The 23,476-nt window shown below is 66.8% G+C and carries 23 protein-coding genes and 1 pseudogene; 11 read left to right on the forward strand and 13 right to left on the reverse strand.

Translation table 11 applies throughout. The annotated features are described in order from the left end of the window. Nucleotides 1-9: 9 nt before the first annotated feature. On the forward strand, nt 10-2,226 hold the full coding sequence (gene ligD, locus ACWW1C_RS04020; protein WP_455982243.1) for a non-homologous end-joining DNA ligase: 2,217 nt from the start codon (nt 10-12) through the stop codon (nt 2,224-2,226). Here the strand turns inward: ligD and rnhA are convergent. Genes rnhA through ACWW1C_RS04040 form a run of 4 tightly spaced genes read right to left on the reverse strand, consistent with a single transcriptional unit; the run spans nt 2,213 to nt 4,069 of the window. After that, a complete protein-coding gene (gene rnhA, locus ACWW1C_RS04025) occupies nt 2,213-2,689 on the reverse strand; it encodes a ribonuclease HI (protein ID WP_455982244.1) in 477 nt (158 codons plus the stop codon). The two genes, ligD and rnhA, sit on opposite strands and share 14 nt — an antisense overlap. Further along, nucleotides 2,689-2,865 (reverse strand): helix-hairpin-helix domain-containing protein, encoded by a 177-nt coding sequence (locus ACWW1C_RS04030; RefSeq protein WP_455982245.1) that lies wholly within the window; start codon nt 2,863-2,865, stop codon nt 2,689-2,691. The genes rnhA and ACWW1C_RS04030 overlap by 1 nt, the downstream gene beginning before the upstream one ends. Next, on the reverse strand, nt 2,862-3,494 hold the full coding sequence (locus ACWW1C_RS04035; RefSeq protein WP_455982246.1) for a glyoxalase: 633 nt from the start codon (nt 3,492-3,494) through the stop codon (nt 2,862-2,864). Before ACWW1C_RS04035 ends, ACWW1C_RS04030 begins: the two co-directional genes overlap by 4 nt. After that, entirely contained in the window at nt 3,491-4,069 is a 579-nt protein-coding gene (locus ACWW1C_RS04040) for a TetR/AcrR family transcriptional regulator (protein ID WP_455982247.1), read from the reverse strand. Before ACWW1C_RS04040 ends, ACWW1C_RS04035 begins: the two co-directional genes overlap by 4 nt. Before the next feature lie 94 nt (nt 4,070-4,163). Between ACWW1C_RS04040 and ACWW1C_RS04045 the strand changes: the two genes are divergently transcribed. Together ACWW1C_RS04045 and ACWW1C_RS04050 are read left to right on the forward strand one after the other, a co-directional pair. Further along, nucleotides 4,164-5,324 carry an acyl-CoA dehydrogenase family protein gene (locus tag ACWW1C_RS04045; protein ID WP_455982249.1) on the forward strand — a complete coding sequence of 387 codons (1,161 nt, stop codon included), beginning with the start codon at nt 4,164-4,166 and terminating at the stop codon, nt 5,322-5,324. A gap of 99 nt (nt 5,325-5,423) precedes the next feature. Next, nucleotides 5,424-5,786, forward strand: coding sequence for a DUF5709 domain-containing protein (locus ACWW1C_RS04050; RefSeq protein ID WP_455982250.1), 363 nt, complete (start codon nt 5,424-5,426; stop codon nt 5,784-5,786). 20 nt (nt 5,787-5,806) lie between these two features. Here the strand turns inward: ACWW1C_RS04050 and ACWW1C_RS04055 are convergent, their stop codons facing one another. Together ACWW1C_RS04055 and ACWW1C_RS04060 are read right to left on the reverse strand one after the other, a co-directional pair. Next, nucleotides 5,807-6,682 (reverse strand): LLM class flavin-dependent oxidoreductase, encoded by an 876-nt coding sequence (locus tag ACWW1C_RS04055; RefSeq protein WP_455982251.1) that lies wholly within the window; start codon nt 6,680-6,682, stop codon nt 5,807-5,809. A 59-nt stretch (nt 6,683-6,741) separates the two neighbouring features. Continuing rightward, on the reverse strand, nt 6,742-7,962 hold the full coding sequence (locus ACWW1C_RS04060) for a diiron oxygenase (protein ID WP_455982252.1): 1,221 nt from the start codon (nt 7,960-7,962) through the stop codon (nt 6,742-6,744). A gap of 115 nt (nt 7,963-8,077) precedes the next feature. On the opposite strand from ACWW1C_RS04060, the gene cobF reads away from it, so the two are divergent. Both cobF and ACWW1C_RS04070 read left to right on the forward strand, forming a co-directional pair. Further along, complete coding sequence (gene cobF / locus ACWW1C_RS04065) at nt 8,078-8,833, forward strand: precorrin-6A synthase (deacetylating) (protein WP_455982253.1); 756 nt, start codon at nt 8,078-8,080, stop codon at nt 8,831-8,833. After that, the gene (locus ACWW1C_RS04070) at nt 8,830-9,225 is read left to right on the forward strand and encodes a phage holin family protein (protein WP_455982254.1); all 396 of its coding nucleotides are present in this window, start codon (nt 8,830-8,832) and stop codon (nt 9,223-9,225) included. The genes cobF and ACWW1C_RS04070 overlap by 4 nt, the downstream gene beginning before the upstream one ends. A 3-nt stretch (nt 9,226-9,228) precedes the next feature. Here ACWW1C_RS04070 and ACWW1C_RS04075 read toward each other — a convergent pair whose 3' ends face one another. Next, entirely contained in the window at nt 9,229-11,013 is a 1,785-nt protein-coding gene (locus ACWW1C_RS04075) for an FUSC family protein (protein WP_455982255.1), read from the reverse strand. A 40-nt stretch (nt 11,014-11,053) separates the two neighbouring features. On the opposite strand from ACWW1C_RS04075, the pseudogene ACWW1C_RS04080 reads away from it, so the two are divergent. Together ACWW1C_RS04080 and ACWW1C_RS04085 are read left to right on the forward strand one after the other, a co-directional pair. Further along, a pseudogene (locus ACWW1C_RS04080) lies at nt 11,054-11,248 on the forward strand (DNA-formamidopyrimidine glycosylase family protein); the annotation flags it as partial. Nucleotides 11,249-11,443: 195 nt separating this feature from the next. After that, complete coding sequence (locus ACWW1C_RS04085) at nt 11,444-11,917, forward strand: zinc finger domain-containing protein (RefSeq protein ID WP_455984136.1); 474 nt, start codon at nt 11,444-11,446, stop codon at nt 11,915-11,917. 1 nt (nt 11,918) lies between these two features. Here the strand turns inward: ACWW1C_RS04085 and ACWW1C_RS04090 are convergent, their stop codons facing one another. Then, the gene (locus ACWW1C_RS04090) at nt 11,919-12,464 is read right to left on the reverse strand and encodes a chorismate mutase (protein WP_455982256.1); all 546 of its coding nucleotides are present in this window, start codon (nt 12,462-12,464) and stop codon (nt 11,919-11,921) included. A 60-nt stretch (nt 12,465-12,524) separates the two neighbouring features. On the opposite strand from ACWW1C_RS04090, the gene ACWW1C_RS04095 reads away from it, so the two are divergent. Further along, nucleotides 12,525-13,274: an SDR family oxidoreductase gene (locus ACWW1C_RS04095; RefSeq protein ID WP_455982258.1), complete on the forward strand. Its 750-nt coding sequence runs from the start codon at nt 12,525-12,527 to the stop codon at nt 13,272-13,274. Between the two features lie 57 nt (nt 13,275-13,331). Here ACWW1C_RS04095 and ACWW1C_RS04100 read toward each other — a convergent pair whose 3' ends face one another. Together ACWW1C_RS04100 and pgi are read right to left on the reverse strand one after the other, a co-directional pair. Beyond that, nucleotides 13,332-13,676 carry a hypothetical protein gene (locus ACWW1C_RS04100; RefSeq protein WP_455982260.1) on the reverse strand — a complete coding sequence of 115 codons (345 nt, stop codon included), beginning with the start codon at nt 13,674-13,676 and terminating at the stop codon, nt 13,332-13,334. 253 nt (nt 13,677-13,929) lie between these two features. Next, on the reverse strand, nt 13,930-15,594 hold the full coding sequence (gene pgi / locus ACWW1C_RS04105; protein WP_455982261.1) for a glucose-6-phosphate isomerase: 1,665 nt from the start codon (nt 15,592-15,594) through the stop codon (nt 13,930-13,932). Nucleotides 15,595-15,644: 50 nt separating this feature from the next. On the opposite strand from pgi, the gene ACWW1C_RS04110 reads away from it, so the two are divergent. Beyond that, nucleotides 15,645-17,093 carry an NAD-dependent succinate-semialdehyde dehydrogenase gene (locus ACWW1C_RS04110; protein WP_455982263.1) on the forward strand — a complete coding sequence of 483 codons (1,449 nt, stop codon included), beginning with the start codon at nt 15,645-15,647 and terminating at the stop codon, nt 17,091-17,093. Nucleotides 17,094-17,279: 186 nt separating this feature from the next. Here ACWW1C_RS04110 and ACWW1C_RS04115 read toward each other — a convergent pair whose 3' ends face one another. After that, nucleotides 17,280-17,573, reverse strand: coding sequence for a chorismate mutase (locus tag ACWW1C_RS04115; RefSeq protein ID WP_455982264.1), 294 nt, complete (start codon nt 17,571-17,573; stop codon nt 17,280-17,282). Between the two features lie 232 nt (nt 17,574-17,805). Between ACWW1C_RS04115 and pcrA the strand changes: the two genes are divergently transcribed. Continuing rightward, complete coding sequence (gene pcrA, locus ACWW1C_RS04120) at nt 17,806-20,160, forward strand: DNA helicase PcrA (RefSeq protein ID WP_455982265.1); 2,355 nt, start codon at nt 17,806-17,808, stop codon at nt 20,158-20,160. Nucleotides 20,161-20,227: 67 nt separating this feature from the next. On the opposite strand, the gene ACWW1C_RS04125 is transcribed toward pcrA, so the two are convergent. Both ACWW1C_RS04125 and ACWW1C_RS04130 read right to left on the reverse strand, forming a co-directional pair. After that, nucleotides 20,228-20,938 carry a hypothetical protein gene (locus ACWW1C_RS04125; protein ID WP_455982266.1) on the reverse strand — a complete coding sequence of 237 codons (711 nt, stop codon included), beginning with the start codon at nt 20,936-20,938 and terminating at the stop codon, nt 20,228-20,230. Between the two features lie 3 nt (nt 20,939-20,941). Then, a complete protein-coding gene (locus tag ACWW1C_RS04130) occupies nt 20,942-22,033 on the reverse strand; it encodes a M23 family metallopeptidase (protein ID WP_455982267.1) in 1,092 nt (363 codons plus the stop codon). 268 nt (nt 22,034-22,301) lie between these two features. Here ACWW1C_RS04130 and sucC point away from each other — a divergent pair, with 268 nt between their 5' ends. Beyond that, entirely contained in the window at nt 22,302-23,465 is a 1,164-nt protein-coding gene (gene sucC / locus ACWW1C_RS04135; protein ID WP_455982268.1) for an ADP-forming succinate--CoA ligase subunit beta, read from the forward strand. The last annotated feature ends 11 nt before the right edge of the window (nt 23,466-23,476 follow it).

The raw sequence follows: 23,476 nt of genomic DNA on the forward strand, positions 1-23,476 counted from the left end.
ACTTGAGATGTGGAGCAATTCGGGCGGGTGCGGCTGACCAACCCCGACAAGGTGCTCTACCCGGCGACCGGCACGACCAAGGCCGACGTATTCGACTACTACCTCGCCGTCGCCGATGCGATGTTGCCGCATATCGCGGGCCGTCCCGTCACCCGTAAACGCTGGCCGAATGGTGTTGCGCAGCAGCCGTTCTTCGAGAAGCAGCTGGCGTCGTCGGCGCCGGAGTGGCTGGCGCGCGGCGCCATCACCCATCGCAGCGGGACCACCGTCTACCCGGTCATCGACACCCCCGAGGGGCTGGCCTGGATCGCCCAGCAGGCGTCCTTGGAAGTGCATGTGCCGCAATGGCGCTTTGTCGGTGACAGTCAAGGACCGGCGACACGCATCGTGTTCGACCTCGATCCCGGCGAGGGCATCATCACGGCCCAACTGTGTGAGGTGGCCCGTGCCGTCCGCGAACTCGTCGCCGGCATGGACCTGGAGGCGTACCCCGTGACCAGCGGCAGCAAGGGTGTCCATCTCTATGTGCCGCTGGCCGCGCCCGTCAGCTCGCGCGGCGCGTCGGCCGTCGCCAAACGTGTTGCCCAGCAGCTCGAATCATCGATGGGTGGGCTGGTCACCGCGACCATGACCCGTAGTCTGCGGGCGGGCAAGGTGTTCCTGGACTGGAGTCAGAACTCCGCGGCCAAGACGACGGTGGCACCGTATTCGTTGCGCGGCCGTGACGAGCCGACGGTGGCCGCGCCACGCACGTGGGAGGAACTCGACGATCCGGAGTTGCGCCAGTTGCGGTTCGACGAAGTGCTGGCCCGCTTGGCTCGCGACGGCGATCTGCTGGTCGGGATGGATGGCGATGCGCCGGTGGCCGATCGGCTCACCACGTACCGCAGCATGCGGGCCCCGGGCCGGACGCCGGAGCCGGTGCCGGCGGCCGAGCCGGCGTCGGGCGAGAACAATCGCTTCGTCATCCAAGAACATCACGCCCGCCGGCTGCACTACGACTTCCGGCTGGAACGTGACGGTGTGCTGGTCAGTTGGGCTGTGCCGAAGAACCTTCCGGACACCTCGACCGTCAACCACCTGGCGGTGCACACCGAAGACCACCCGCTGGAATACGCCACCTTCGAAGGCGATATCCCCAAGGGCGAATACGGCGGTGGGCACGTCACGATCTGGGACTCGGGCACCTACGACACCGAAAAGTTCCGGGACTCGGGCTCCGGCGGCGAGGTGATCGTCAACCTCCACGGCAACCGGGTTTCCGGGCGCTACGTGCTGATCCAGACCGACGGTAAGAACTGGCTGGTGCGGCGGATGAAAGAGCAACGGCTGCAACCGATGCTGGCCACCCACGGCTCGGTGAGCCGGCTGTCCCCGGACCACTGGGCGTTCGAGGGAAAGTGGGACGGCTACCGGCTCCTGGTCGACGCCGACCACGGCCGAATCCGGCTCACCGCGCGCAGTGGCCGTGACGTCACAGGGGAATTCCCGCAATTGCAGTCGCTGGCAGCCGATCTCGCCGATCACCACGTGATCCTGGACGGCGAGGTGGTGGCCCTGCAGGACGGCGTACCCAGTTTTCAGGCCATGCAGAACCGCGGTTCCGGCAGTCACATCGAATTCTGGTGCTTCGACATCCTGTCCCTCGACGGACGTGACCTGACTCGCGCAAAATACCGGGATCGGCGAAAGCTGTTGGAAACTCTGGCCTCTGACGGTGTGTTGACGGTTCCGCCGCTGTTGCCGGCGGAGGATCCGTTGACGTTCGCGGACGGCCGCGGCTTTGAAGGCGTGGTCGCCAAGCGGTGGGATTCCGGTTACCGACCCGGGCGGTCAGAGGCCTGGGTCAAAGACAAGTTCTGGCGCACACAGGAAGTGGTGATCGGCGGCTGGCGCGCCGGCGAAGGCGGCCGCACCAGTGGCATCGGTGCGCTGCTGGTGGGGGTGCCCGAAGGCGATGGCCTGCAGTTCGCCGGGCGAGTCGGCACCGGGTTCACCGACAAGATGCTGAGTGACTTGAAAGCGATGTTGAAGCCGCTGCAAACCAGCGAATCACCTTTCACCGCGCCACTTTCCACGCTGGATGCCAAAGGCGTGACCTACGTGCGGCCCGAGCTGGTGGGCGAGGTGCGGTACAGCGAGCGCACGACGGACAATCGGCTGCGTCAGCCCAGCTGGCGGGGACTGCGGCCGGACAAGACGCCCGCGGAGGTCACGTGGGAGTGAGTGTCCCGGCGACGGCCTCTTCCAGCCCGCGGGTCGCCAACTGATCAGCCAGCTCGTTGTCCGCGACACCGGCGTGCCCCTTCACCCAGAACCATTCGACCTCGTGCCGGGCACAGGCGGCCTGGAGCCGCTTCCACAGGTCGACGTTCTTCACCGGCTGCTTCGATGCCGTCATCCACCCGTTGCGTTCCCAGCCGTACACCCACTTGGTGATGCCGTTGCGGACGTAGGTGCTGTCGGTGTGCAGGTGCACCACGACGGGGCGCGTCAACGCTTCGAGCGCCATGATGGGCGCCGTCAGCTCCATGCGGTTGTTGCTGGTTTCGCCGGGTTCGCCGCCGCACATCTCGCGCACGTGGTGGCGCATGCGCAGCACCGCGCCCCAGCCGCCGGGGCCGGGATTCGGTCGGCAGCCGCCGTCGGTGTGGATAACCACGACGTCATCGGTGGCGGAGTCGCTCATCACTGCCGGGCCTCCTTGAGGAGCCGCACGGCTTTCGGGCCGACACCGTGCAAGGGAAGAAGTTCGTCGAGATCAGCGGGCAGGTCCGCGATGGTGCGGAAGCCCGCGTCGATCAGTGCGCCGGTCGCGGGCCGGCCGATCGAGATGCCGTCGAAGACGGAGCCGCGGTCGCTCATGCGCTGAGAATAGGGGCCGAGATCATCGCCGTGCGGACCGACATCCCGAATTCTCGATGCCGCAGCGTGGTGATCCGGCGGCCCGGTTGCACCGCCGCCTTGATCGGTGCGGTGCGGTCACCGAAGAACGCCGCGGTCGCGTCGATGTCCTGCACGACGTAGGTCAGACCCCACAGCGTCGACGGTCCGTCGCCCGTCGTCTCGGGCGAGCCGACGACTTCGAGGATCACCTCACCCAACCGGAAGAAGATCTGGCGCATCGGCTGTCCGCCGAGTTGGCCGTCCCGTTCCCGGCGTGGGTGGACGTCGACGGCCGCCAGCGCGGCGACGGTCCGCTTCAGATCGGGTGACAGCAGCACGACGTGGTCGACCGATAGGGCGCCGTTGGCGTGCCCGGCCGGTGCCGGGGGTGGCGTAGTGGACGGGGCGGTGGGGATGCCGTCGAGCGGCTGATCGGGCGGCACGCCGCGCAGCGACCACCCGACGATGCCCGTGCCCCGCTCGCGTCCCGCCAGTCGGACCCGGACGCCGCCGATCCGGCACACGCCATCGGGGTCGACGGTGAAGCCGGCGGCGGTCCACGAATCGGCGGTGTCCGCGACCTCGAACTCGTCGACCGTGACCGTCATTGCCCCGCCTCGTCGACCGTCACCCGCAGCCGCGGCGGCTTCGTATCCGGCGCCACCCGTGCCCACACCGCGTCGACCATGGGTGCCAACAGTAGTTCGCCCATCTGGCGCGCGAGCACGGCGACGACCTGCGTGTTCTCGCGGCGGGTGGTCGAGGCGCGACCGGTCTTGCGGGCCGCCCTGACCTCGCGCTGCGTGAGATCGACGATCACATCGACGAGGTGGCTGTCGGCAACGTTGGGTTGCAGCAGCGCCCGGCGCACGTAGTCGACCACCGCCGGATTGGCCCGCAGCATGTCGCGGACGGCGTCATCGCGTACTGCGGTGGAGGCGTCCTCGGGCACGTCGGCCAGGGCGCCCGCGAAGTAGTCGACCACCAGTTGGTCCACCGCGTTCCGCAGGCCGGCCTTGGTCTTGAAGTGGTGCTGCACCAGGCCTACCGCGACGCCGGCCTCGGCGGCGATGGCGCGCAACGAGATTCGGTCTTCCCCGTGTGTGGCGTACAGGTCCAGGGCGGTGTTGCGGATGCGGGCCTTGGCTGTCAGGTCATCGACAGTGGCCCTCGGATCAACCATCAGAGCTCCCATCGACAACCAGATCAATGTACTGTACACATGAACAGGGGCCTATACAGTTGTATAGCGCGCGGAAATCTAGCGAGGTGGACCAATGTCAGAGCTCTTCCCCAAGTACCGGGCCAGCTGGGAGACCGATCAGCACCGCGAGCTGCGTCAGCACGCCGCGTCGTTCCTGGCCAAGGAGGCCACGCCCAACCAGGAGCGGTGGGCCAAGAACCACCAGGTCGACCGCGAGTTCTGGAACAAGCTCGGCGACGCCGGTCTGCTCGGCCTGGACCTGCCCGAGGAGTACGGTGGCGCGGGCGGCGACTTCGGGTTCTCGGCGGTGGTGGCCGAAGAGTTTGCGCTGGCGCATGATTCGGCGTCGGGCTGGTCGGTGCACTCGCCGATCGTGGCGCATTACATCGACACGTACGGCAACGCGGAGCAGAAGGCCCGCTGGATGCCGAAGATCATCAGCGGCGAGACGGTGCTGGCCATCGCGATGACCGAGCCGGGCACCGGATCGGACCTGCAGGCCGTGCGCACCACCGCCATCCGCGACGGCGACCACTACGTCATCAACGGCTCAAAGACCTTCATCTCCAACGGATCTCTGTGCGACATGGTGGTGATCGTCGCCAAGACCGATCCCACACAGGGCGCGGCGGGCGTGTCGCTGATCGTCGCCGAGGTCAACGACCTGCCGGGCTTCGAGCGCGGCCGGGTGCTGGAGAAGGTCGGTCAGCATGGCCAGGACACCCGCGAGCTGTTTTTCACCGACATGCGGGTTCCGGTCGCCAACCTGCTCGGTGAGCAGGAGGGGCTGGGCTTCTACCAACTCATGTCGCAGCTGGCCCGCGAGCGGCTGGTCATCGGTTCGATCTGCGCCGGGATGGCCGAGGCTGCGGTGCTCGAGGCCATCAAGTACACCAAGCAGCGTGAGGCCTTCGGTAAGCCGCTGATCAATTTCCAGCACAACCGATTCCAGCTCGCCGAGCTCAAGGCCGAGGTGCTGTCCATCAAGACCACGGTGGACTACTGCGTGCAGGCCTTGATCGACGGCGACAACGATCCGGCGATCGCATCCATGGGCAAGCTCGTCGCCGCCGACCGGGCCGTGTCCGTCGTCGACCGCTGTGTGCAGTTCTTCGGCGGGTACGGCTACATGATGGAGTACCCGATCGGCCGCGCCTATGCCGCGGCGCGCGTCAACAAGATCTACGGCGGCACAAGCGAAATCATGAAAGAGATCATCAGCCGCACGCTGTAGCCTTTCCGCGAGCAGACGCGAATGTCCCTGGCGCCTCGGTGTGCCGGGGACATTTGCGTCTGTTCGCAGGACGTGGCGATCCGTGGCAAGGTTGATGACATGAGCGGCTCAGATGACTACAGCGTCGACGATGACGACCAGCTGACGCAGGAAGACATGCTGATCGACCGCGGCGTCGATGACCTGCTGGACGAGGGCTACGTGCCGCCGGACAAATGGCGCGAGCCCCGGGATCAAGAAACACTGGACGAACTCCTCGCCGAAGAAGAGCCTGACCCGGCGATGCAGCTGGACCCGGTGACAGACCCCGACGAGCAGTGGGGCGACGACGAGGTTGGTGACCGACGATCCGGTCGGCTCGTGGCCGGCCAGCAGGACGGTGAGCTGCTCGCCGGTGACGTCGGCATCGACGGTAGCGCGGCCTCCGCTGAAGAGGCCGCGGTCCACATCGTCGACGAGTAGCGACCGCCCCTGGCTCGCGCTTACACCTTGGCGATGACGTTCTCGGCGAACATCTCCAGGTGCTTGATCTTCTCGTCTAGGGGCTGGGTGTCCTCGCCCATGATGTAAGGCACGCGGAAGCCGACGATGACGTCGGTGACGCCCTTGTCCTCGAGGCGCTTCACGCCGTCGACGGTGAAGCCGTCGATCGAGATGACGTGAATCTGGAACTCGTCGCAGAGGCCGATGCGCTCTTCGGATTCCCGGTACTGCTGGAGTTTCTTCAGCAGCGGGTCGAGCTCGGCCGGGTCGCCGCCGCCGTGCATCCACCCGTCGTTGCGGGCCGCGCGCTTGAGTGCGGCGTCAGCGTGGCCGCCGACCAGGATCGGCACCGGCTTGGTCGGCGCGGGCGTCATCTTGGTCTTGGGGATGTCGTAGAACTCGCCGTGGTATTCGAAGTAGTCACCCGAGGTCAGACCACGGATGACGTCGATGCACTCGTCCATCCGCTTGCCGCGGCGGGCGAACGGCACGCCCATGACCTCGTAGTCCTCCGGCCACGGGCTGGTGCCGACGCCCAGGCCCAGGCGGTTGTCGAACAATGCGGCGAGTGACCCGGCCTGCTTGGCGACCAGGGCCGGCGGCCGGATGGGCAGCTTCAGCACGAAGATGTTGAAGTGCAGCTTCGTCGTGACGGCCGACAGGGCGCCGATCAGGGAGAACGACTCGATGAACGACTTTCCGTCGAGGAACTCGCGGCTGCCGTCGGCGGTGTACGGGTACGACGAGTCGGACTCGAAGGGGTACGCGATGCTGTCCGGAATGGTCATCGCGTGGTAGCCGGCTTCGTCAGCCGCCTTGGCCAGCGGGATGTAGTACTTCGGGTCGGTCATCGCTTCGGCGTAGGTGAACCTCATGCACCGATGCTAGAACGTGTTCTAGTTTTGTGGAACCGGTACTGCCCATTCAGTGGCAGTCAGGCGAGCGGGAAGGGCGGCAGGCCCGCGCCGCTGATGGCGTATCCGCCCTGCTGACTGCGTTCCGTGACGCGTGCCGTTGCGGTGCGTTCACCGACGGCCACGGTGACGGGCGTGCGCGGCAGTTCGTCCAGCGTCTCGAAAACCGTTCCGCGCCAGTGGTACTGGCCGTCGATCGGATCGAGGTGCCCGGCCAGTCGCACCCGGACGTCGCGGCCGTCGATGGTGGCAGGCCCGTCGTACAGGTCTTCGGGCTCTGCGATCTCGGCCCGAGATGCGGAAACCGGTCCACTGCCCTTTGTGCTCCTCGCGTGCGCGGCGGGCAGGAATCCACTCCGTCGCCACATCCGGCGCGCGATCGGGCCGAGGAGTCCAACTTCTTCCAAGAACGAGGCGAGCGGCGCAAAGCCGGCGATCTGCGTCTCGATCCGGTGCGGGGACGTCCGCGCCATCCGGCGGGCCGCCCGGGCATCCAGTCCGACGCGGCGGTACTGCACCTTGTTGGTGAACAGGAACCGGAAGAACAAGCCACCGATGCCGTTGAGGTTGCCGATCCAGAAACGCTTCGGCCACGACATCTCGGGTGCCCGCTTCCGCAGCCCGTCGCGGGCGAACTGGATGTGCCGGGCCTCTTCGGTGACGTGAATGCGCATCAGCCGCTGCACCATCGGCTGCAGCTCGGGGTCGTCCATCATCTGCCGCTGCAGCGAATCGAAGATCTCCTCGCCGATCAGCGCGGCGACCCACAGCACCGAGCCCTGGAAGGCGAACGGCAGCATGTTGATGATCGTGCGCTGGTACCACCGCGGCCGCACCGGATCGGCACCGACCTTCTCGATGGCCTTGCCGAACATCACCATGTGGCGGGTCTCGTCGCCGAGTTCGGTCAGTTCGTAGTGGGTTGTGCTCGCGGTCGGGTCTTGGTGCATCGCCTTGCGCAGCAAGGCCTGGTTGAGGATGTTCTCGAACCAGATGCCGGCCGACAGGGTGTTCACCAGTTCCTGGCGGGACAGCTCGATCTGCTCGGCCCGGCTCATCGATTCCCAGAGCGGGGTGCCGTACAGCGACACGACTTTCGGTGGCAGGAAGTATTTGTCCGGGTCGATCGGTGCATCCCAGTCGATATCGACGATCGGCGCGTAAGACTTGCGCACTGAGCCTTTGAGCAGGCGCTCGGCGAATTCCGCGCGCGTGGTCTGGCCCTTGACCGAAGCTGTCATCGTTGACATCCCTTCGAAAGTGTCTGTAATCCGAAGCTACGTCCGATACCAGAGGTAGTCAATACCTGCGGTACTGGATAAAAGTGTTGCCGTCGTGGGCCGCTAGCCTTCGCGGATGCGCACCATCCACGTCATCGGCATCGGCGCCGGCGACCCGGACTATGTCACCGCCCAGGCCGTCGCGGCGCTCAACGACACCCAGGTGTTCTTCGCGATGGACAAAGGCGATAGCAAGGACGACCTCGTCGCGCTGCGCAGGCTGATCTGCGAGCGGTTCATCGACGACCCCGGCTACCGGTTCGTGACGCTGCCGGATCCGGTGCGGGCCAAGGCCGTAGCCGGTCGCGACTACCACGACGTGGTGAATGAATGGCACGCCGCGCGAGCCCGCTTGTGGGCCGAGGCGATCGAGACCGAACTCGGACCCGACGGCGTCGGCGCGTTCCTGGCGTGGGGCGATCCGTCGCTCTACGACAGCACCCTGCGCATCCTGGACCGCGTCGCCGCACACGTCGAGTTCGAGTTCGACGTCATCCCCGGCATCACGGCCATTCAGGCGCTCACCGCCCGGCATCGCATACCGCTCAACGACATTGGCGAACCGGTGCTCATCACGACGGGCCGGCAGCTGCGTGAGCATGGACTGGTCGGGGCGGCCGTCGTGATGCTCGATGGCGAGTGCTCGTTCCTGGAATGCCCCCCGCACACCCGGATTTGGTGGGGTGCCTACCTCGGCACCGTGGATGAAATCCTGATCGCCGGGACCCTCGGTGAAGTCGGTGACACGATCGCGCGAGAACGGGCGGCGGCCCGCGATCGGCATGGCTGGATCATGGATATCTATCTACTGCGGGCAGAATCGACAGCATGAAATCGTTGCTGGTGCGCGCCGGCCTTACCGGCCTGGCGTTGTGGGTGGTCACTCGTATGGTGGCGGGGATCTATTTCGTCTTCCCCGTGGGCGCCACTCAACTCGAGCGGGTCGGCATCATCCTGGTCGTGGCTTTCGTCTTCGGGTTGGTCAACGCCATCATCAAGCCGATCGTGCAGCTGTTCGCGATTCCGCTGTACATCCTCACCCTCGGCCTGATCCACGTCGTCATCAACGCGTGGATGCTGTGGATCACGTCGTGGATCACCGAGAACACCACGCACTGGGGCCTGGGAATCGACCAGTTCTGGTTCACCGCGATCTGGGCGGCGATCCTGCTGTCCATCGTCGGCTGGGCGCTGGGCCTGGTGCAGCGCGCCGTCGAGAAGTAGGGATCAGGCCAGCGATGCCCGGATCGCGTGTAATTCGTTGGCGCCGAAGGTCGGTGGCTCGCCCATCTCGGCGGCCGGGCGTCCCGTACGGATTGCGTCGGCGAGATCGGCGATCGTCGCGGTCAGTCGCGCGGCGTCGTTCAGGGTGAGCGGCGCCTCGGACTGTTCGGTGGCCCAGCTCGCGGCGAGCGTCCGGTAGGCCAGTTGTTCGCTGGCGACGATCGTCGGCCAAAGTCGTTCTGCCGCAACCCGGGTCCGAGCGGACCCGCCGATGGCGGTGTCGTAGACCGGAAGCATGGCCATCGCGCGCAGCTGCAGATCACGACGGTCATTGCGGGCCTGATCGGTGGTGACCGCACCCGCTGCCAGATGACGCATCACGACGGCGACGGCATCCAACGTCCCGGCAATCGACTCGGCGGGGCTGGCGGCAGGATGACCGCGCCGGGTCAGCCACAGCACCAGAAGTGCCACGGCGCAACCGATCACGGTGTCGATGCCGCGGGCCAGCAGCATGGCGGGCACGTCGGCGATGTGGTGACCGCCCGACGCGATGGTCAGTGCGGCCGGCGTGATGAAGATGACCGCGATGGTGTAGTTGCGCACCACGAACATCTCGATCAGGAACTGCAGTGTGCCGACGATCAGGGCGAGCCAGGGTCCGCCCGGCGCGGCGAGCAGGACGCCGCCCGCCAGGACCAGGCCGAGCCAGGTGCCCAGCGTCCGTTCGATGCCGCGTTGTACGGTGCGCCGCCAATCGAAACCCTGATGCAGCATCAGCACCGCGGCCGCCATGGCCCAGTACGCGTGGTCCATGTTCAGGCCGACGGTGACGGTACCCGCGATCGCCACCGCAGCCGCGGTGCGCAGCGCCGCGGTCAGTGCGGGAGCGCCCGGCGTCACCGCCCGGCGCAGCAGGGTCCCGACGGACGGCCGTCCCAGCGGGATCATGCCCTCGAAACTGCCGCCGATGTCGCCGGGCACGGTGCCCAGCTGCCGCGCCAACGCGGCGCCGTCGACGGACATCGGCCGGCCGCGGTCGGCAGCGGCCATGGCTTCGGCGAACAACACGTGCAGCCGGCGGTTCGTCACCCGGAGCCGATACAGGGCATCGTCCGGTTTGGGCCGCACGGGCTGGAACGTCACCAGGGTGATCCACGCCTCGTGCAGGAGTTGTGCGGCGCGGTGCCGCGCGTCGGGTGACGACGTTTCGATGTAGGTGGCCACCGCTTCGGCGGCACTGGCGACCGCGGCGCGTTCGGGCCCGCGCGGGCGGACCAGTGCTCCGGCCATGTGGACCGCCCAGGCAAACGTGCCGCCGGCCAGCACCAGCGCACCCAACCTCCACGGGCTCAGATGCTGGGTGGCGATCCCGACCGCCGCCGCGCAGGCCAGCACCGGCATGTAGGCGCCGGGCGGACCGACCGAGAGGGCCTGGCAGACCAGTACGGCGATCATCGCGATCACCGTCACCACCAACACCGCCGACCACGGCATGGCGGCCGCCCAATCGCCGAGCGCCACGACCACCGCGAACGAGACGGCGATCGCGCCGAGGTACATCGCACGGTTGAGATACGGCCGTCCACTGCCGTACAGCGAGGTGAAGCCACCGATGGTGGCGACCAGCCCGGCGGACACGTCGCCGGCCGCCCACCCGATGAGAATCGGCACCACCATGCAGATCGATGCGCGCAGCGCGAACGGCCAGCGGCGCGGCACGCTGTTCATGATCAGGATGCGTCGCAACGGATTGGTGGCCGGGGCGGGCGCCGAGCGGTCTGCCATGTCTACAGCATGCGGTACATCCAGTCGCTAGCCTGAACCCATGCCGGAACTTCCCGAGGTCGAGGCGCTCGCCGATCACCTGCGTCGTCATGCGGTCGGATTGCCGGTGGGCCGTGTCGATGTTTCCGCCCTGTCGGTGCTCAAGACCTTCGACCCGCCACCGACCGCGCTCTACGGCAAGGAGGTGACGGGGGCCAACCGCTGGGGAAAGTATCTGGGGCTGCAGGTCGGCGACCTGCATCTCATCACCCACTTGTCACGGGCGGGCTGGCTGCGCTGGTCGGAGAAGCTGGCTGCGGCGCCGCTCAAACCGGGCAAGGGGCCGATCGCTTTGCGGGTGCATCTCGGAAAGCCGGGTGAGGCACCGGGTTTCGACCTCACCGAGGCGGGAACGCAAAAACGCCTGGCGGTCTGGCTGGTGAACGATCCGCTGGCGGTGCCGCAGATCGCCACATTGGGCCCTGACGCGCTGTCACTCGGGCCGGCTGAGTTGAGTGCCGTGCTGGCCGGCAATACCGGCCGGATCAAGAACGTCATCGCCGATCAGCGGGTGATCGCCGGAATCGGCAACGCCTACAGCGACGAAATCCTGCATGTGGCCAAGCTTTCGCCATTCGCGACGGCGGGCAAGCTGACCGACGAGCAGCTGGGATCGTTGCACGACGCAATGATCTCGGTGCTCACCGACGCCGTAACCCGATCGGTCGGCCAGGGCGCGGCAACCCTCAAGGGGGAGAAGCGCTCCGGGCTGCGGGTGCATGCCCGCACGGGGCTGCCGTGCCCGGTCTGCGGTGACACCGTTCGTGAGGTGTCCTTCGCGGACAAGTCCTTTCAGTACTGCGCGACGTGCCAGACCGGTGGCAAGGTACTTGCCGACCGGCGAATGTCCAAGCTGCTCAAGTGATTCAGCTGCAGTAGTTCCTGGTCGCTGCGGTGAGTGCCTGCCGGTAGAGCGGATCGAGGTGCTGGTTCGTGGTCACCTGTGCTCGGGCGGCGTCGAGTGCCGTGGCGCACCCCGGGCCGTGCAGGACGCCTTGCTGTGCCGCCAACTCGGCGACCATGGTGCGGTTGAAACCGTCTATCGCCGTGCGTGATTCGGACAGGTTCGGGGCTGTGGCGGGGGCCGCGGCCGGATCGAACTTCCACTGGCTGAATCGCAGGTACTCGATGCCCTCGGTGGCATGAATCTGGTCGGTGAAGACCTTCCGCACAAACGCCGGGTCAGCGCCCGCGCTCTGGGCCTGTGAACCGACCGCGGCCAGCACCTGATCGACCCGCGCGGGATCCTCGATCGAGCCGCCGTCGATCCACTTGACCGCGGCCACCGCATCGGCGGTCTGCAGCCGCTGGGCCGCGGTGTCGACCAGTCGGAACAGTGGATCGTCGTCGGCGTGGGCGAGGGGCATCGACAGCACTCCCAGGGCAACGGTCAACAGGGCGGCGAGCTTCATATGTCGATCCTGCCCCCTCCGACCTTTCTTGACAGGTGTCGACTTGGCTACGCTGCTGTCATGACTCGGCAGAAAATCCTCATCACCGGCGCGAGCTCCGGCCTCGGCGCCGGTATGGCGCGGCAGTTTGCCGCCAAAGGCCGCGACCTGGCCCTGTGCGCCCGCCGGCTGGACAACCTCGAAGAACTGAAGGCTGAACTGACGGCGCAGTACCCGGGGGTGACCGTGGCCATCGCGACGCTGGACGTCAACGACCACGACCAGGTGCCGAAGGTGTTCGAGGAGCTCTCCGACGAGCTCGGCGGCATCGACTGCGTCATCGTCAACGCCGGCATCGGCAAGGGCTACCCGCTGGGCGGCGGGAAGTTGTGGGCCAACAAGGCGACCATCGAGACGAATCTGGTTGCGGCACTGGTCCAGATCGAAACGGCGCTGGAGATGTTCAAGGCCGCTGGCCGGGGCCACCTGGTCCTGGTGTCGTCGGTGCTCGGCAACGTCGGCGTGCCCGGACACAAGGCCGCGTATGCCGCGAGCAAGGCCGGCGTCACATCGTTGGGTGAGTCGCTGCGTGCCGAATACCCATCCGGCCCGATCAAGGTCACTGTGCTGGAACCCGGCTACATCGAGTCGGAGATGACCGCGAAGTCCAACTCGACCATGCTCATGGTCGACAACGAGACCGGCGTGAAGGCCATGGTCGACGCCATCGAGAACGAGAAGGGCCGCGCCGTCGTTCCCGGCTGGCCGTGGTGGCCGCTGGTCGAGGTGATGAAGCTGATGCCGCCGCGCTTCACCAAGTACTTCGCCTAGTTCCTCCACTCGTGGCGTGGAAAATGCCCCGCGGCGCGGGATGTAGGTGGGGGCAGGTCAGCACGTCGCTTTCGGGGATCCAGTCCATTTATTGCTGACGAATCGCTCGTTGATGGTGTTGCCGCTCATGGAGCCGTCGTCGGCGATGTGCACGCTGTAGACGTTCGAACCGCCAGTCTCGCGCCATCGCATTGGGAAACTGAAGTCGCTGGTCTCGCCGCGCCGCTCCGCATCGCCGAGACCGGTTATGAGCCGGCCGTCCTTGGCGGTGTACTGACCACGGGCCGGTGTGCCTCCCTCGAAAGTCACGAGCACGTCGAGGCCATTGTCCTGGTGGATGGTCAGAAGATTCGGCAGCTTCCAGTAGTGGAAGAGGCCGCATGGGGGCGCCAGCGGCACCATCGGTGTTGCTGCGGCCGAGCCGGCACCTGTGAGACAAGCGACCACCGCGAACACTGCTGGAGCGGCTGTTCTCTGCGCAATCGAACGTGACATGTCGTTCCTCCGGTCTCGGGGCTGACCCCTCCGGAGTCGGCTCGTCCCTGTCCATGCCAAACGCTATGAACATTCGGAGGTCCGCGAAATAAGGGATCTCCCTAGGAAATCCGGCTTCTCCGCGGCTCTGGCTACGCGGAGCGGCTGCGCTCGGCGCGACTCAGGCTGATCGACCTCGCTCCGCTCGGTAATGGCGCACGAGTGCATCGGTCGAGCTGTCGGACTGTGGGGCCGGCGCGGCTTCGGACGTGATCACCGGCAGGAGGGCCTTGGCCTGCGTCTTGCCCAGTTCGACGCCCCACTGATCGAACGAGTCGATGCCCCAGATGACGCCCTCGGTGAAGACCTGGTGCTCGTACAGGGCGATCAGCTGGCCGACCACCGACGGCGTCAGCTTGGTCGCCAAAATCGAAGTGGTGGGCCGGTTTCCGGGCATCACCTTGTGGGGGACGACATCGGCCGGGGTGCCCTCGGCAACGATCTCCTCGGCCGTCTTGCCGAACGCCAGCACCTGCGTCTGCGCGAAGAAGTTGCTCATCAGCAGGTCGTGCATGCTGCCGGTGCCGTCGGCGGTGGGCAGGTCGTCGGTCGGCTCGCTGAAACCGATGAAGTCGGCCGGCACCAGCCGGGTGCCCTGGTGCAGCAGCTGGTAGAAGGCGTGCTGGCCGTTGGTTCCCGGCTCGCCCCAGAAGATTTCGCCGGTGTCGGTGCTCACCGGGGTGCCGTCGGAACGGACCGATTTGCCGTTGGACTCCATCGTCAGCTGCTGCAGGTAGGCGGCGAACCGGGCCATGTCGTTGGAGTAGGGCAGCACCGCACGCGCCTGTGCGCCAAAGAAATCCGAGTACCAGAGGCCGATGAGCCCGAGCAGCGCCGGCGCATTCGCCTCCAGTGGTGCGGTGCGGAAGTGCTCGTCGACCAGGTGGAAGCCGGCCAGGAATTCGCCGAACCGCTCCTTGCCGATGACGGCCATCACCGAGAGCCCGATGGCGCTGTCCACGGAGTAGCGGCCGCCGACCCAGTCCCAGAAGCCGAACATGTTCGCGGTGTCGATGCCGAACTCGGACACCAGCTTCGCGTTGGTCGAGACCGCGACGAAGTGCTTGGCGACGGCATCATCACCCAGCGCCGCGACGAGCCAGCGCCGGGCGGCAGTGGCGTTCGTCAACGTCTCCAGCGTCGAGAACGTCTTGGAGGCGACGATGAAAAGCGTTGTGGCAGGGTCGAGTCCGTCCAGCTTGGCCACCAGGTCAGCCGGATCGACGTTCGACACGAACCGCGCCGAGATGCCTGCGTCGGCGTAGTGGCGCAGCGCCTGGTCGACCATCACCGGACCCAGATCGGAGCCACCGATACCGATGTTGACCACGGTGGTGATGCGCTGCCCGGTGGCCCCGGTCCACTCACCGCTGCGCAGCCGGTCGGTGAAGGTGCCCATGTCGTCGAGTACCGAGTGCACGTCCGCGACCACGTCCTGACCGTCGACCACCAACGAGGCGCCCCGGGGCAGCCGCAGCGCGGTGTGCAGCACCGCGCGGTCCTCGGAGGTGTTGATGTGCTGACCGGCGAACATGGCGTCGCGCCGCTCCTCCAGGCCGGCCGCACGGGCCAGATCGAGCAGCAGCGCAAGGGTTTCCCGGGTCACCCGGTGCTTGCTGTAGTCGATGTACAGGTCGCCGACGGTCAGGGTCAGCTCGCGGCCGCGGTCCGGGTCGTCGGCAAACAGCTCGCGCAGCGTGGTCGCCTCGACCGCGGCGTGGTGCGCGGTGAGCGCCTCCCAGGCCGAGGTGGTCGAGATGTCGGCAGCGGGAGTGTGATCAGCCATGCCTCAAACCCTAGTGTGACGCAGGAGACGCCGCCGTACATGATGGGTGTATGGACATCGCCGCGCTGTTGTCGTCTGTCCCGACTGGCCTCTGGATCGGCGGTGAGGAGCGCGCCGGGCAATCCACGTTCGAAGTGCTCAACCCGGCTACCGAGGACGTCATCGCCCGTGTCGCCGACGCCACCCCGCAGGACGGCATCGCCGCCCTCGATGCCGCGGCGGCCGTCGAAAAGGAGTGGGCGGCAACCCCCGCGCGTGAGCGCGGGGAAATCCTGCGGTCGGTGTTCGAGACCATCACCGCGCGCGCCGAGGACGTGGCGACGCTGATGACGCTCGAGATGGGCAAGGTGCTCGCCGAGAGTCGCGGCGAGGTCAAGTACGGCGCCGAGTTCTTCCGCTGGTTCGCCGAAGAAGCGGTCCGCATCGGCGGCCGCTACACGCCGAGCCCGGCCGGTACCGGACGGATCGTCGTCACCAAGTCGCCTGTCGGTCCCTGCTATGCGGTGACGCCGTGGAACTTCCCGCTGGCCATGGGTACCCGCAAGATCGGCCCGGCCCTGGCCGCCGGTTGCACCATGCTGGTAAAGCCGGCCGCCGAAACGCCTCTGACCATGCTGCTGCTGGCCAAACTGATGGCCGACGCGGGCCTGCCCAAGGGCGTGCTGTCCGTGCTGCCGACCACCAGTCCGGGTGAGCTGACCGCCGCCCTCATGAACGATGGCCGACTGCGCAAGCTGACCTTCACCGGGTCGACCGGGGTGGGCCGGGCGCTGGTGCAGCAGGGCGGAGAGAAGCTGCTGCGCATGTCGATGGAGCTCGGTGGCAACGCGCCGTTCGTGGTGTTCGACGACGCCGACATCGACGCCGCGGTCGACGGCGCCATCCTCGCCAAGATGCGCAACGGCGGCGAGGCCTGCACCGCGGCCAATCGCTTCCACGTCGCCAACTCGGTGCGCGAGGAATTCACCACCAAGCTGGTGCAGCGGATGAGTGGGTTCACGCTCGGCAATGGCCTCGACGAGAACGCGACACTCGGCCCGCTGATCAACGCCAAACAGGTCGGCACCGTGACCGAGCTGGTGTCCGACGCGGTGTCTCGCGGCGCGACCGTGGCCGTCGGCGGCACCGCTCCCGGTGGGCCCGGCTACTTCTATCCCGCGACGGTCCTGGCCGATGTGCCCGCCGATGCCCGCATCCTCAAGGAGGAGGTGTTCGGGCCCGTCGCACCGGTGACGGGCTTCGACACCGAGGACGAGGCCATCGCCGCCGCGAACGACACCGAGTACGGGCTGGCGGCCTACATCTACACGCAGTCGCTGGACCGGGCGCTGCGGGTGTCCGAGGCGCTGGAGTCCGGCATGGTCGGCGTCAACCGCGGCGTCATCTCGGACCCCGCGGCGCCGTTCGGCGGCGTGAAGTTGTCGGGATTCGGCCGCGAAGGCGGCACCGAAGGCATCGAGGAGTACCTCGACACCAAGTACATCGCCCTGACCCCGTAACTCCCTGCGCGCCCCTCCGCGAGCGGCCGTGTCTGCACACGACACGCCGTGGCTAGTCGTACAAAAGGGGGCCGCTCACCAGCCGCGAGGGTCCGCAAACCACACACCCAAGTCGGTGTGTCGCCGTACAGACACGGCCGCTCGCGGGAGAAGGCGTCGGTGGCCGAGGCGTCAGTGGCCGAGGAGTCAGTGGCCGAGGCGGCCGCGGCCGAGGCGCAGCAGGAGCATCGCGAGGTCTTTGCCCTCGGGGCCCAGCTCGCTGTAGCGCTCGATGACCTTCATCTCGCGGCTGTGCACCAGCCGGGTACCGCCGGAGGCCATGCGGGCTTTGCCGATCATCTTGGAGACCTCGGTGCGACGGGCGACGGCCGCCAGGATGGTGGCGTCGAGCTCGTCGATCTCCAGGCGGAGCTCGTCGATGTTGGGGAGTTCAGTTTCGGTCGACATGTTTTCCTCGTTGTTGGTGGATTCTGGTGTCATCCGAATTCAGGCCTCACACAACAAACGAGCCCCGGATCCGGATGCGGACCACGGGGCTGAAGGGAAGCAGCTAAACCCCGGGTACCGGCGTCCGGTACCCGTAGAAAAATCGCTGCTGCGCATTGAGCACGTTTCGAGTGTGCCATCCCGGCCGGTGCCAGCGCAAAGAGGCGAGCGATAGCGGCGGGGAAGTGCCGGGCTTGTCACACCGCAGCGGTAAGTTTGAGCTGATATGACGAGCCCCAACATGACCAGCACTGCCCCCGACACAGACCAGTTGTTGGACGGCCTCAACCCGCAGCAGCGCGCAGCTGTGCTGCACGAAGGTTCGCCGCTGCTGATCGTGGCCGGCGCGGGCTCGGGCAAGACCGCGGTGCTGACCCGGCGCATCGCCTACCTGTTGGGCAACCGCGACGTCGGCGTCGGCCAGATCCTGGCCATCACGTTCACCAACAAGGCCGCCGCAGAGATGCGCGAGCGCGTGGTCCAGCTGATCGGGCCGCGTGCCAAGTCGATGTGGGTGTCGACGTTCCACTCGACCTGCGTCCGCATCCTGCGCAACCAGGCGTCGCTGTTGCCGGGCCTGAACTCGAACTTCTCCATCTACGACGCCGACGACTCGCGCCGGCTGCTGATGATGGTCGGCAAGGACCTCAATCTCGACGTCAAGCGCTACTCGCCGCGGATGCTGGCGACAGCGATCTCGAATCTGAAGAACGAGCTGATCGACCCGCTGCAGGCCGCATCGGAGGCATCGGAAGCTGACGAGGACCTGCCGAAGATCGTCGCCGAGGTGTACGGCGAATACCAGCGCCGGCTCCGCGCCGCGAACGCCATGGACTTCGATGATCTCATCGGCGAGACGGTCGCTGTGCTGCAGAGCTTTCCGCAGATCGCGCAGTACTACCGGCGGCGCTTCCGGCACATCCTGGTCGACGAATACCAGGACACCAACCACGCCCAGTACGTGCTCGTGCGCGAGCTCGTCGGGCACCACGCGGCAGAAGGCGCCGACGACGTGCCACCCGCCGAACTGTGCGTCGTGGGTGACGCCGACCAGTCCATCTACGCGTTCCGCGGCGCGACCATCCGCAACATCGAGGATTTCGAGCGCGACTTCCCGAACGCGAAAACCATTCTGCTGGAACAGAATTACCGATCCACTCAGAACATCCTGTCGGCGGCCAACGGGGTGATCAGCCGCAACGCCGGCCGCCGCGACAAGAAGTTGTGGACCGACGCGGGCGAAGGCGAGCTGATCGTCGGCTACGTCGCCGACAACGAACACGACGAGGCGCGGTTCATCGCCGAGGAGATCGACACGCTGACCACCAAGGGCAGCGGTATCGACACCAAGTTCAGCTACGGCGACGTCGCGGTGTTCTATCGCACCAACAACTCGTCACGGTCGGTGGAAGACATCTTCATCCGGGCCGGTATCCCGTACAAAGTCGTTGGGGGCATGCGCTTCTACGAGCGCAAGGAGATTCGCGACATCGTCGCGTACCTGCGGGTGCTGGACAACCCGGGCGACGCGGTGAGTCTGCGGCGCATCCTCAACACCCCGCGACGGGGTATCGGCGACCGCGCCGAAGCCTGTGTGGCGGTGTACGCCGAGAACACCGGCGCCAGCTTCAGTGACGCGCTGCAGGCCGCGGCCGAGGGCCGGGTGCCGATGCTGAACTCCCGCTCGGAGAAGGCGATCGCCAGCTTCGTCGAGCTCATGGACAGCCTGCGCGCCGGACTCGACGGCGAATTGGGCGACCTGGTCGAGACGGTGCTCGACCGTACCGGCTACCGCCGTGAGCTGGAGGCCTCCAGCGACCCGCAGGACCAGGCGCGGTTGGACAACCTGAACGAACTGGTCAGCGTCGCACACGAATTCAGCACCGACCTGGCCAATGCGCAGGCATTGCAGGAAGAGGAACTGGACGAGGATATCCCCGATACCGGAGCGCTGGCGGCGTTCCTGGAACGGGTCTCCCTGGTGGCCGACGCCGACGAAATTCCCGAAGGCGGCGACGGCGTCGTCACCATGATGACGCTGCACACCGCGAAGGGTCTCGAGTTCCCCGTGGTTTTCGTGACCGGCTGGGAAGACGGCATGTTCCCGCACATGCGCGCCCTCGGTGATCCCACCGAGCTGTCCGAGGAACGCCGACTGGCCTACGTCGGCATCACCCGGGCCCGGCAGCGGCTGTACCTCAGCCGCGCCAAGGTGCGGTCGTCGTGGGGGCAGCCCATGCTCAATCCGGAATCGCGCTTCCTGCAAGAGATTCCGCAAGAGCTGATCGACTGGCGACGGGTCGAGCCGCCGCCATCATTGTCGGCGCCGAGCCGGTACGGTTCCGGCGGCTCGAGCGGCGGTCTGGGCGGCGGACGTCCGTCGCCGATGCGGCCGGCGCCCAATCGCAACAAGCCGCTGGTGGTGCTGTCACCGGGTGATCGCGTCACCCACGACAAGTACGGGCTGGGGCGGGTCGAAGAAGTCAGCGGAGTCGGCGAATCGGCCATGTCGCTCATCGACTTCGGTAGCTCCGGCCGGGTCAAGCTGATGCACAACCACGCGCCGGTACAGAAGCTTTAGCGCCGTCGCGCGCGAAACCGCCAGGGTGCGATCTCGCTGATTTTTAGCCGGATTCGCGTTGGCGACGTCAGATTTTGGTGCACCAGCGCCCGGTGACGGGCAGCATCGCGAGGACGATGCTCACGACGGGCAGCACCGGGATGCCGTAGACGATGGGCGGTAGTTTCGCCCCGGCGACGAACAAACTGGCGAAGATGACCAGCGTCACCAAAGCGCCGACCACCACCAGCATCCGGCCGGTGCGATGGCGCAGCAGCACCGCGATCTGGCCGCCGATGGTGGCGCCGCAGCCCACCGCGGCGAGGAAGCCGATGGCGACGCAGAACAGCGGATCGGTGCGCCACCACCCGGAGATCAGTGAGGTGGCGATGACGGCGGTGGCCCAGCCACTCAAGATGCAGGCCGTGGCGGTGGCGGCGGCGGCGAACGGGCCGGGCGGCGATTTCGGCCTGGGCTTACTGGGTGCCGCGATGTTGGCGGTCCCTGGCGCTTCGGGTTCGACCAGGCCGGACAGGATCAGGCCGGTGGCAGTGGGTTCGATGATGCTGGTCTGCGGCGCGTCGGCATCGGCATCGGCGACAGGGATGGGGATGGCGCCGGTCGGCATGCGCCGGATGATGCTGGTCGCCGGTGCGCTGTCGTCGGCGGGGTGCACGATCGGGATCGCGCCTGTGGGTACCCGACGAATCAGCCCAGTTTTGGGCTCGTCGTCAGACTGTCGCCCAAAGGTCTGGGTGGGGTCGGACAACGGCCCATCGGGAGAGTTGTCGTCCGTCACGAATCAGCCGACGTAGTTACCCGGGCTCAGGCCACGCTGCGCCAGCCACGGCACGGGGTCGATGCGCTGGCTGCCGCCGAGGAGCACCTCGAAGTGGCAGTGCGGGCCGGTCGAGTTGCCCCGGTTGCCGATGGTGGCGATCTGGTCGCCGGCGAAAACGCGCTGGCCGACCGACACCACCCAGGTGTTGACATGGCCATACAGCGTCACGGTGCCGTCCGAGTGGCGGACCTTGACCCAGGCGCCGTAACCTGCGGTCGGACCTGCCGCCACGACAACGCCGTCGGAGACCGCGACGATCGGGGTGCCGATCGGGCCGGCGAGATCGATACCGCCGTGCAGCGCGCCCCAGCGGTAGCCGAACCCGGAGGTGAACACACCCCGCGTCGGCATCACGAACAGCGGGCGGGCCAGGCGGGCTTCGCGCTCGGCGCGCTCTTGCGCGAAAGCGGCGCCGTTGGCCAGTTCCTGGGCGTGCACAGCGCCGGAAGATGCAGCGGGCTCGACGTTGACGATCTGGATGCCGTCGGCGGAGCCGGTGGGACCCGACGCCAGAATCTGATCGGCGGCCAGCTTGGTGCTGGTCGGCTGATCGGCGCTGGTCATCATCGAGTACCCGGCGGCAGCAGTGGCGCCGACGGCCATGGCGGCGGCGACCAGGCGGCCCTTCACACCGCCCGTGGGCTCGGGTTTGCGGTGGGTGCCACGGCTCGCGCGCAGATCGATGACGTCGGTGTCATCGAAACCATTGCTGGTGTCCGTGTGGCTGTCGCGGTAGGCGCTGGCGGAGAGGCGCTGGGCGCCCTCGGGCCGCCGGAATTCTGCCGGCACAGTCAGGATCAGCGGGGTCTCGTCGTCGGTGTCGTTCAGATCGTCGAGCTCAGGGGCCGCGTTGACGCGGGAATCGCGGTCGAAAGCGCTCTCAGAGAGGTCCAGATCGTGCAGATCACCGAACTCGTTGAACGGGATGATGTCAGTCACTTCGGCGGGGCTCACAGCGCGGGATGGCTTGATGGTGGTGCGGGTAGCGTTCTCGGTGTTGCCGGCGTTCGTCGCCTCTCCGAGGGGAGTGCCAGACGAATCGTGCTCAGCCAACCGAAATTCCTTTGCTCCGTGACCGTACCGTTACCGAGACCGCCCATGACGGTACTGAAAATCAGAACCGATTGGCAACCTATTGATGCCATTGGCCGGGAACTGTGATTTGCCTCACTCGTGGCTCTCGGGTGAGATGTACCACATGGGTGGTAGGCGGTGCTGGCTACTCATTAGTACGTGGCTAAAGTGCCGAGCGAGCCAGTGCGGCCCAATGCTGAAGTGAATTCAACCGTCAACGCAGACAGAACGGGATTTCTCAGAGCTCATGGATCTCTTCGAGTACCAGGCGAAAGAGCTGTTCGCCAAGCACAACGTCCCTACTACACCGGGCCGGGTCACCGAGTCCGCCGATGACGCCAAGGTGATCGCCGAGGAGATCGGCAAGCCGGTCATGATCAAGGCGCAGGTCAAGGTCGGCGGCCGTGGTAAGGCCGGTGGCGTGAAGTACGCCGCCACCCCGGAGGACGCCCTCACTCACGCGCAGAACATCCTCGGTCTGGACATCAAGGGTCACATCGTCAAGAAGCTGCTCGTTGCCGAGGCCAGCGACATCGCGGAGGAGTACTACATCTCCTTCCTGCTCGATCGCGCCAACCGCACCTACCTGGCCATGTGCTCGGTCGAGGGTGGCATGGAAATCGAAGAGGTCGCCGCCACCAAGCCGGAGCGCCTCGCCAAGGTCGCCGTCGACGCCGTCAAGGGCGTTGACCTGGCCTTCGCCCGTGAGATCGCCGAGAAGGGCCACCTGCCCGCCGAGGTCCTCGACGCCGCCGCCGTGACCATCCAGAAGCTGTGGGAGGTCTTCGTCGCCGAGGACGCCACCCTGGTCGAGGTCAACCCGCTGGTTCGCACCCCCGACGATCAGATCCTCGCCCTGGACGGCAAGGTCACCCTGGACGAGAACGCCAACTTCCGCCAGCCCGGCCACGCCGAGTTCGAGGACAAGGAAGCCACCGACCCGCTCGAGCTCAAGGCCAAGGAGCACGACCTCAACTACGTCAAGCTCGACGGCGCGGTCGGCATCATCGGTAACGGTGCCGGTCTGGTCATGTCGACGCTGGACGTCGTCGCGTACGCCGGGGAGAACCACGGCGGCGTGAAGCCCGCCAACTTCTTGGACATCGGTGGTGGCGCCTCGGCCGAGGTGATGGCCGCCGGCCTGGACGTCATCCTGAACGACAGCCAGGTCAAGAGCGTCTTCGTGAACGTCTTCGGTGGCATCACCGCGTGTGACGCGGTCGCCAACGGCATCGTCAAGGCTCTGGAAATGCTGGGCGACGAGGCCAACAAGCCGCTGGTCGTCCGTCTCGACGGCAACAACGTCGAAGAGGGCCGCCGCATCCTGGCCGAGGCCAACCACCCGCTGGTGATCCAGGCCGAGACCATGGATTCCGGTGCCGACAAAGCCGCCGAGCTGGCGAACAAGTAAGGGAGCCAACA

Source organism: Mycobacterium sp. HM-7, assembly GCF_053852335.1.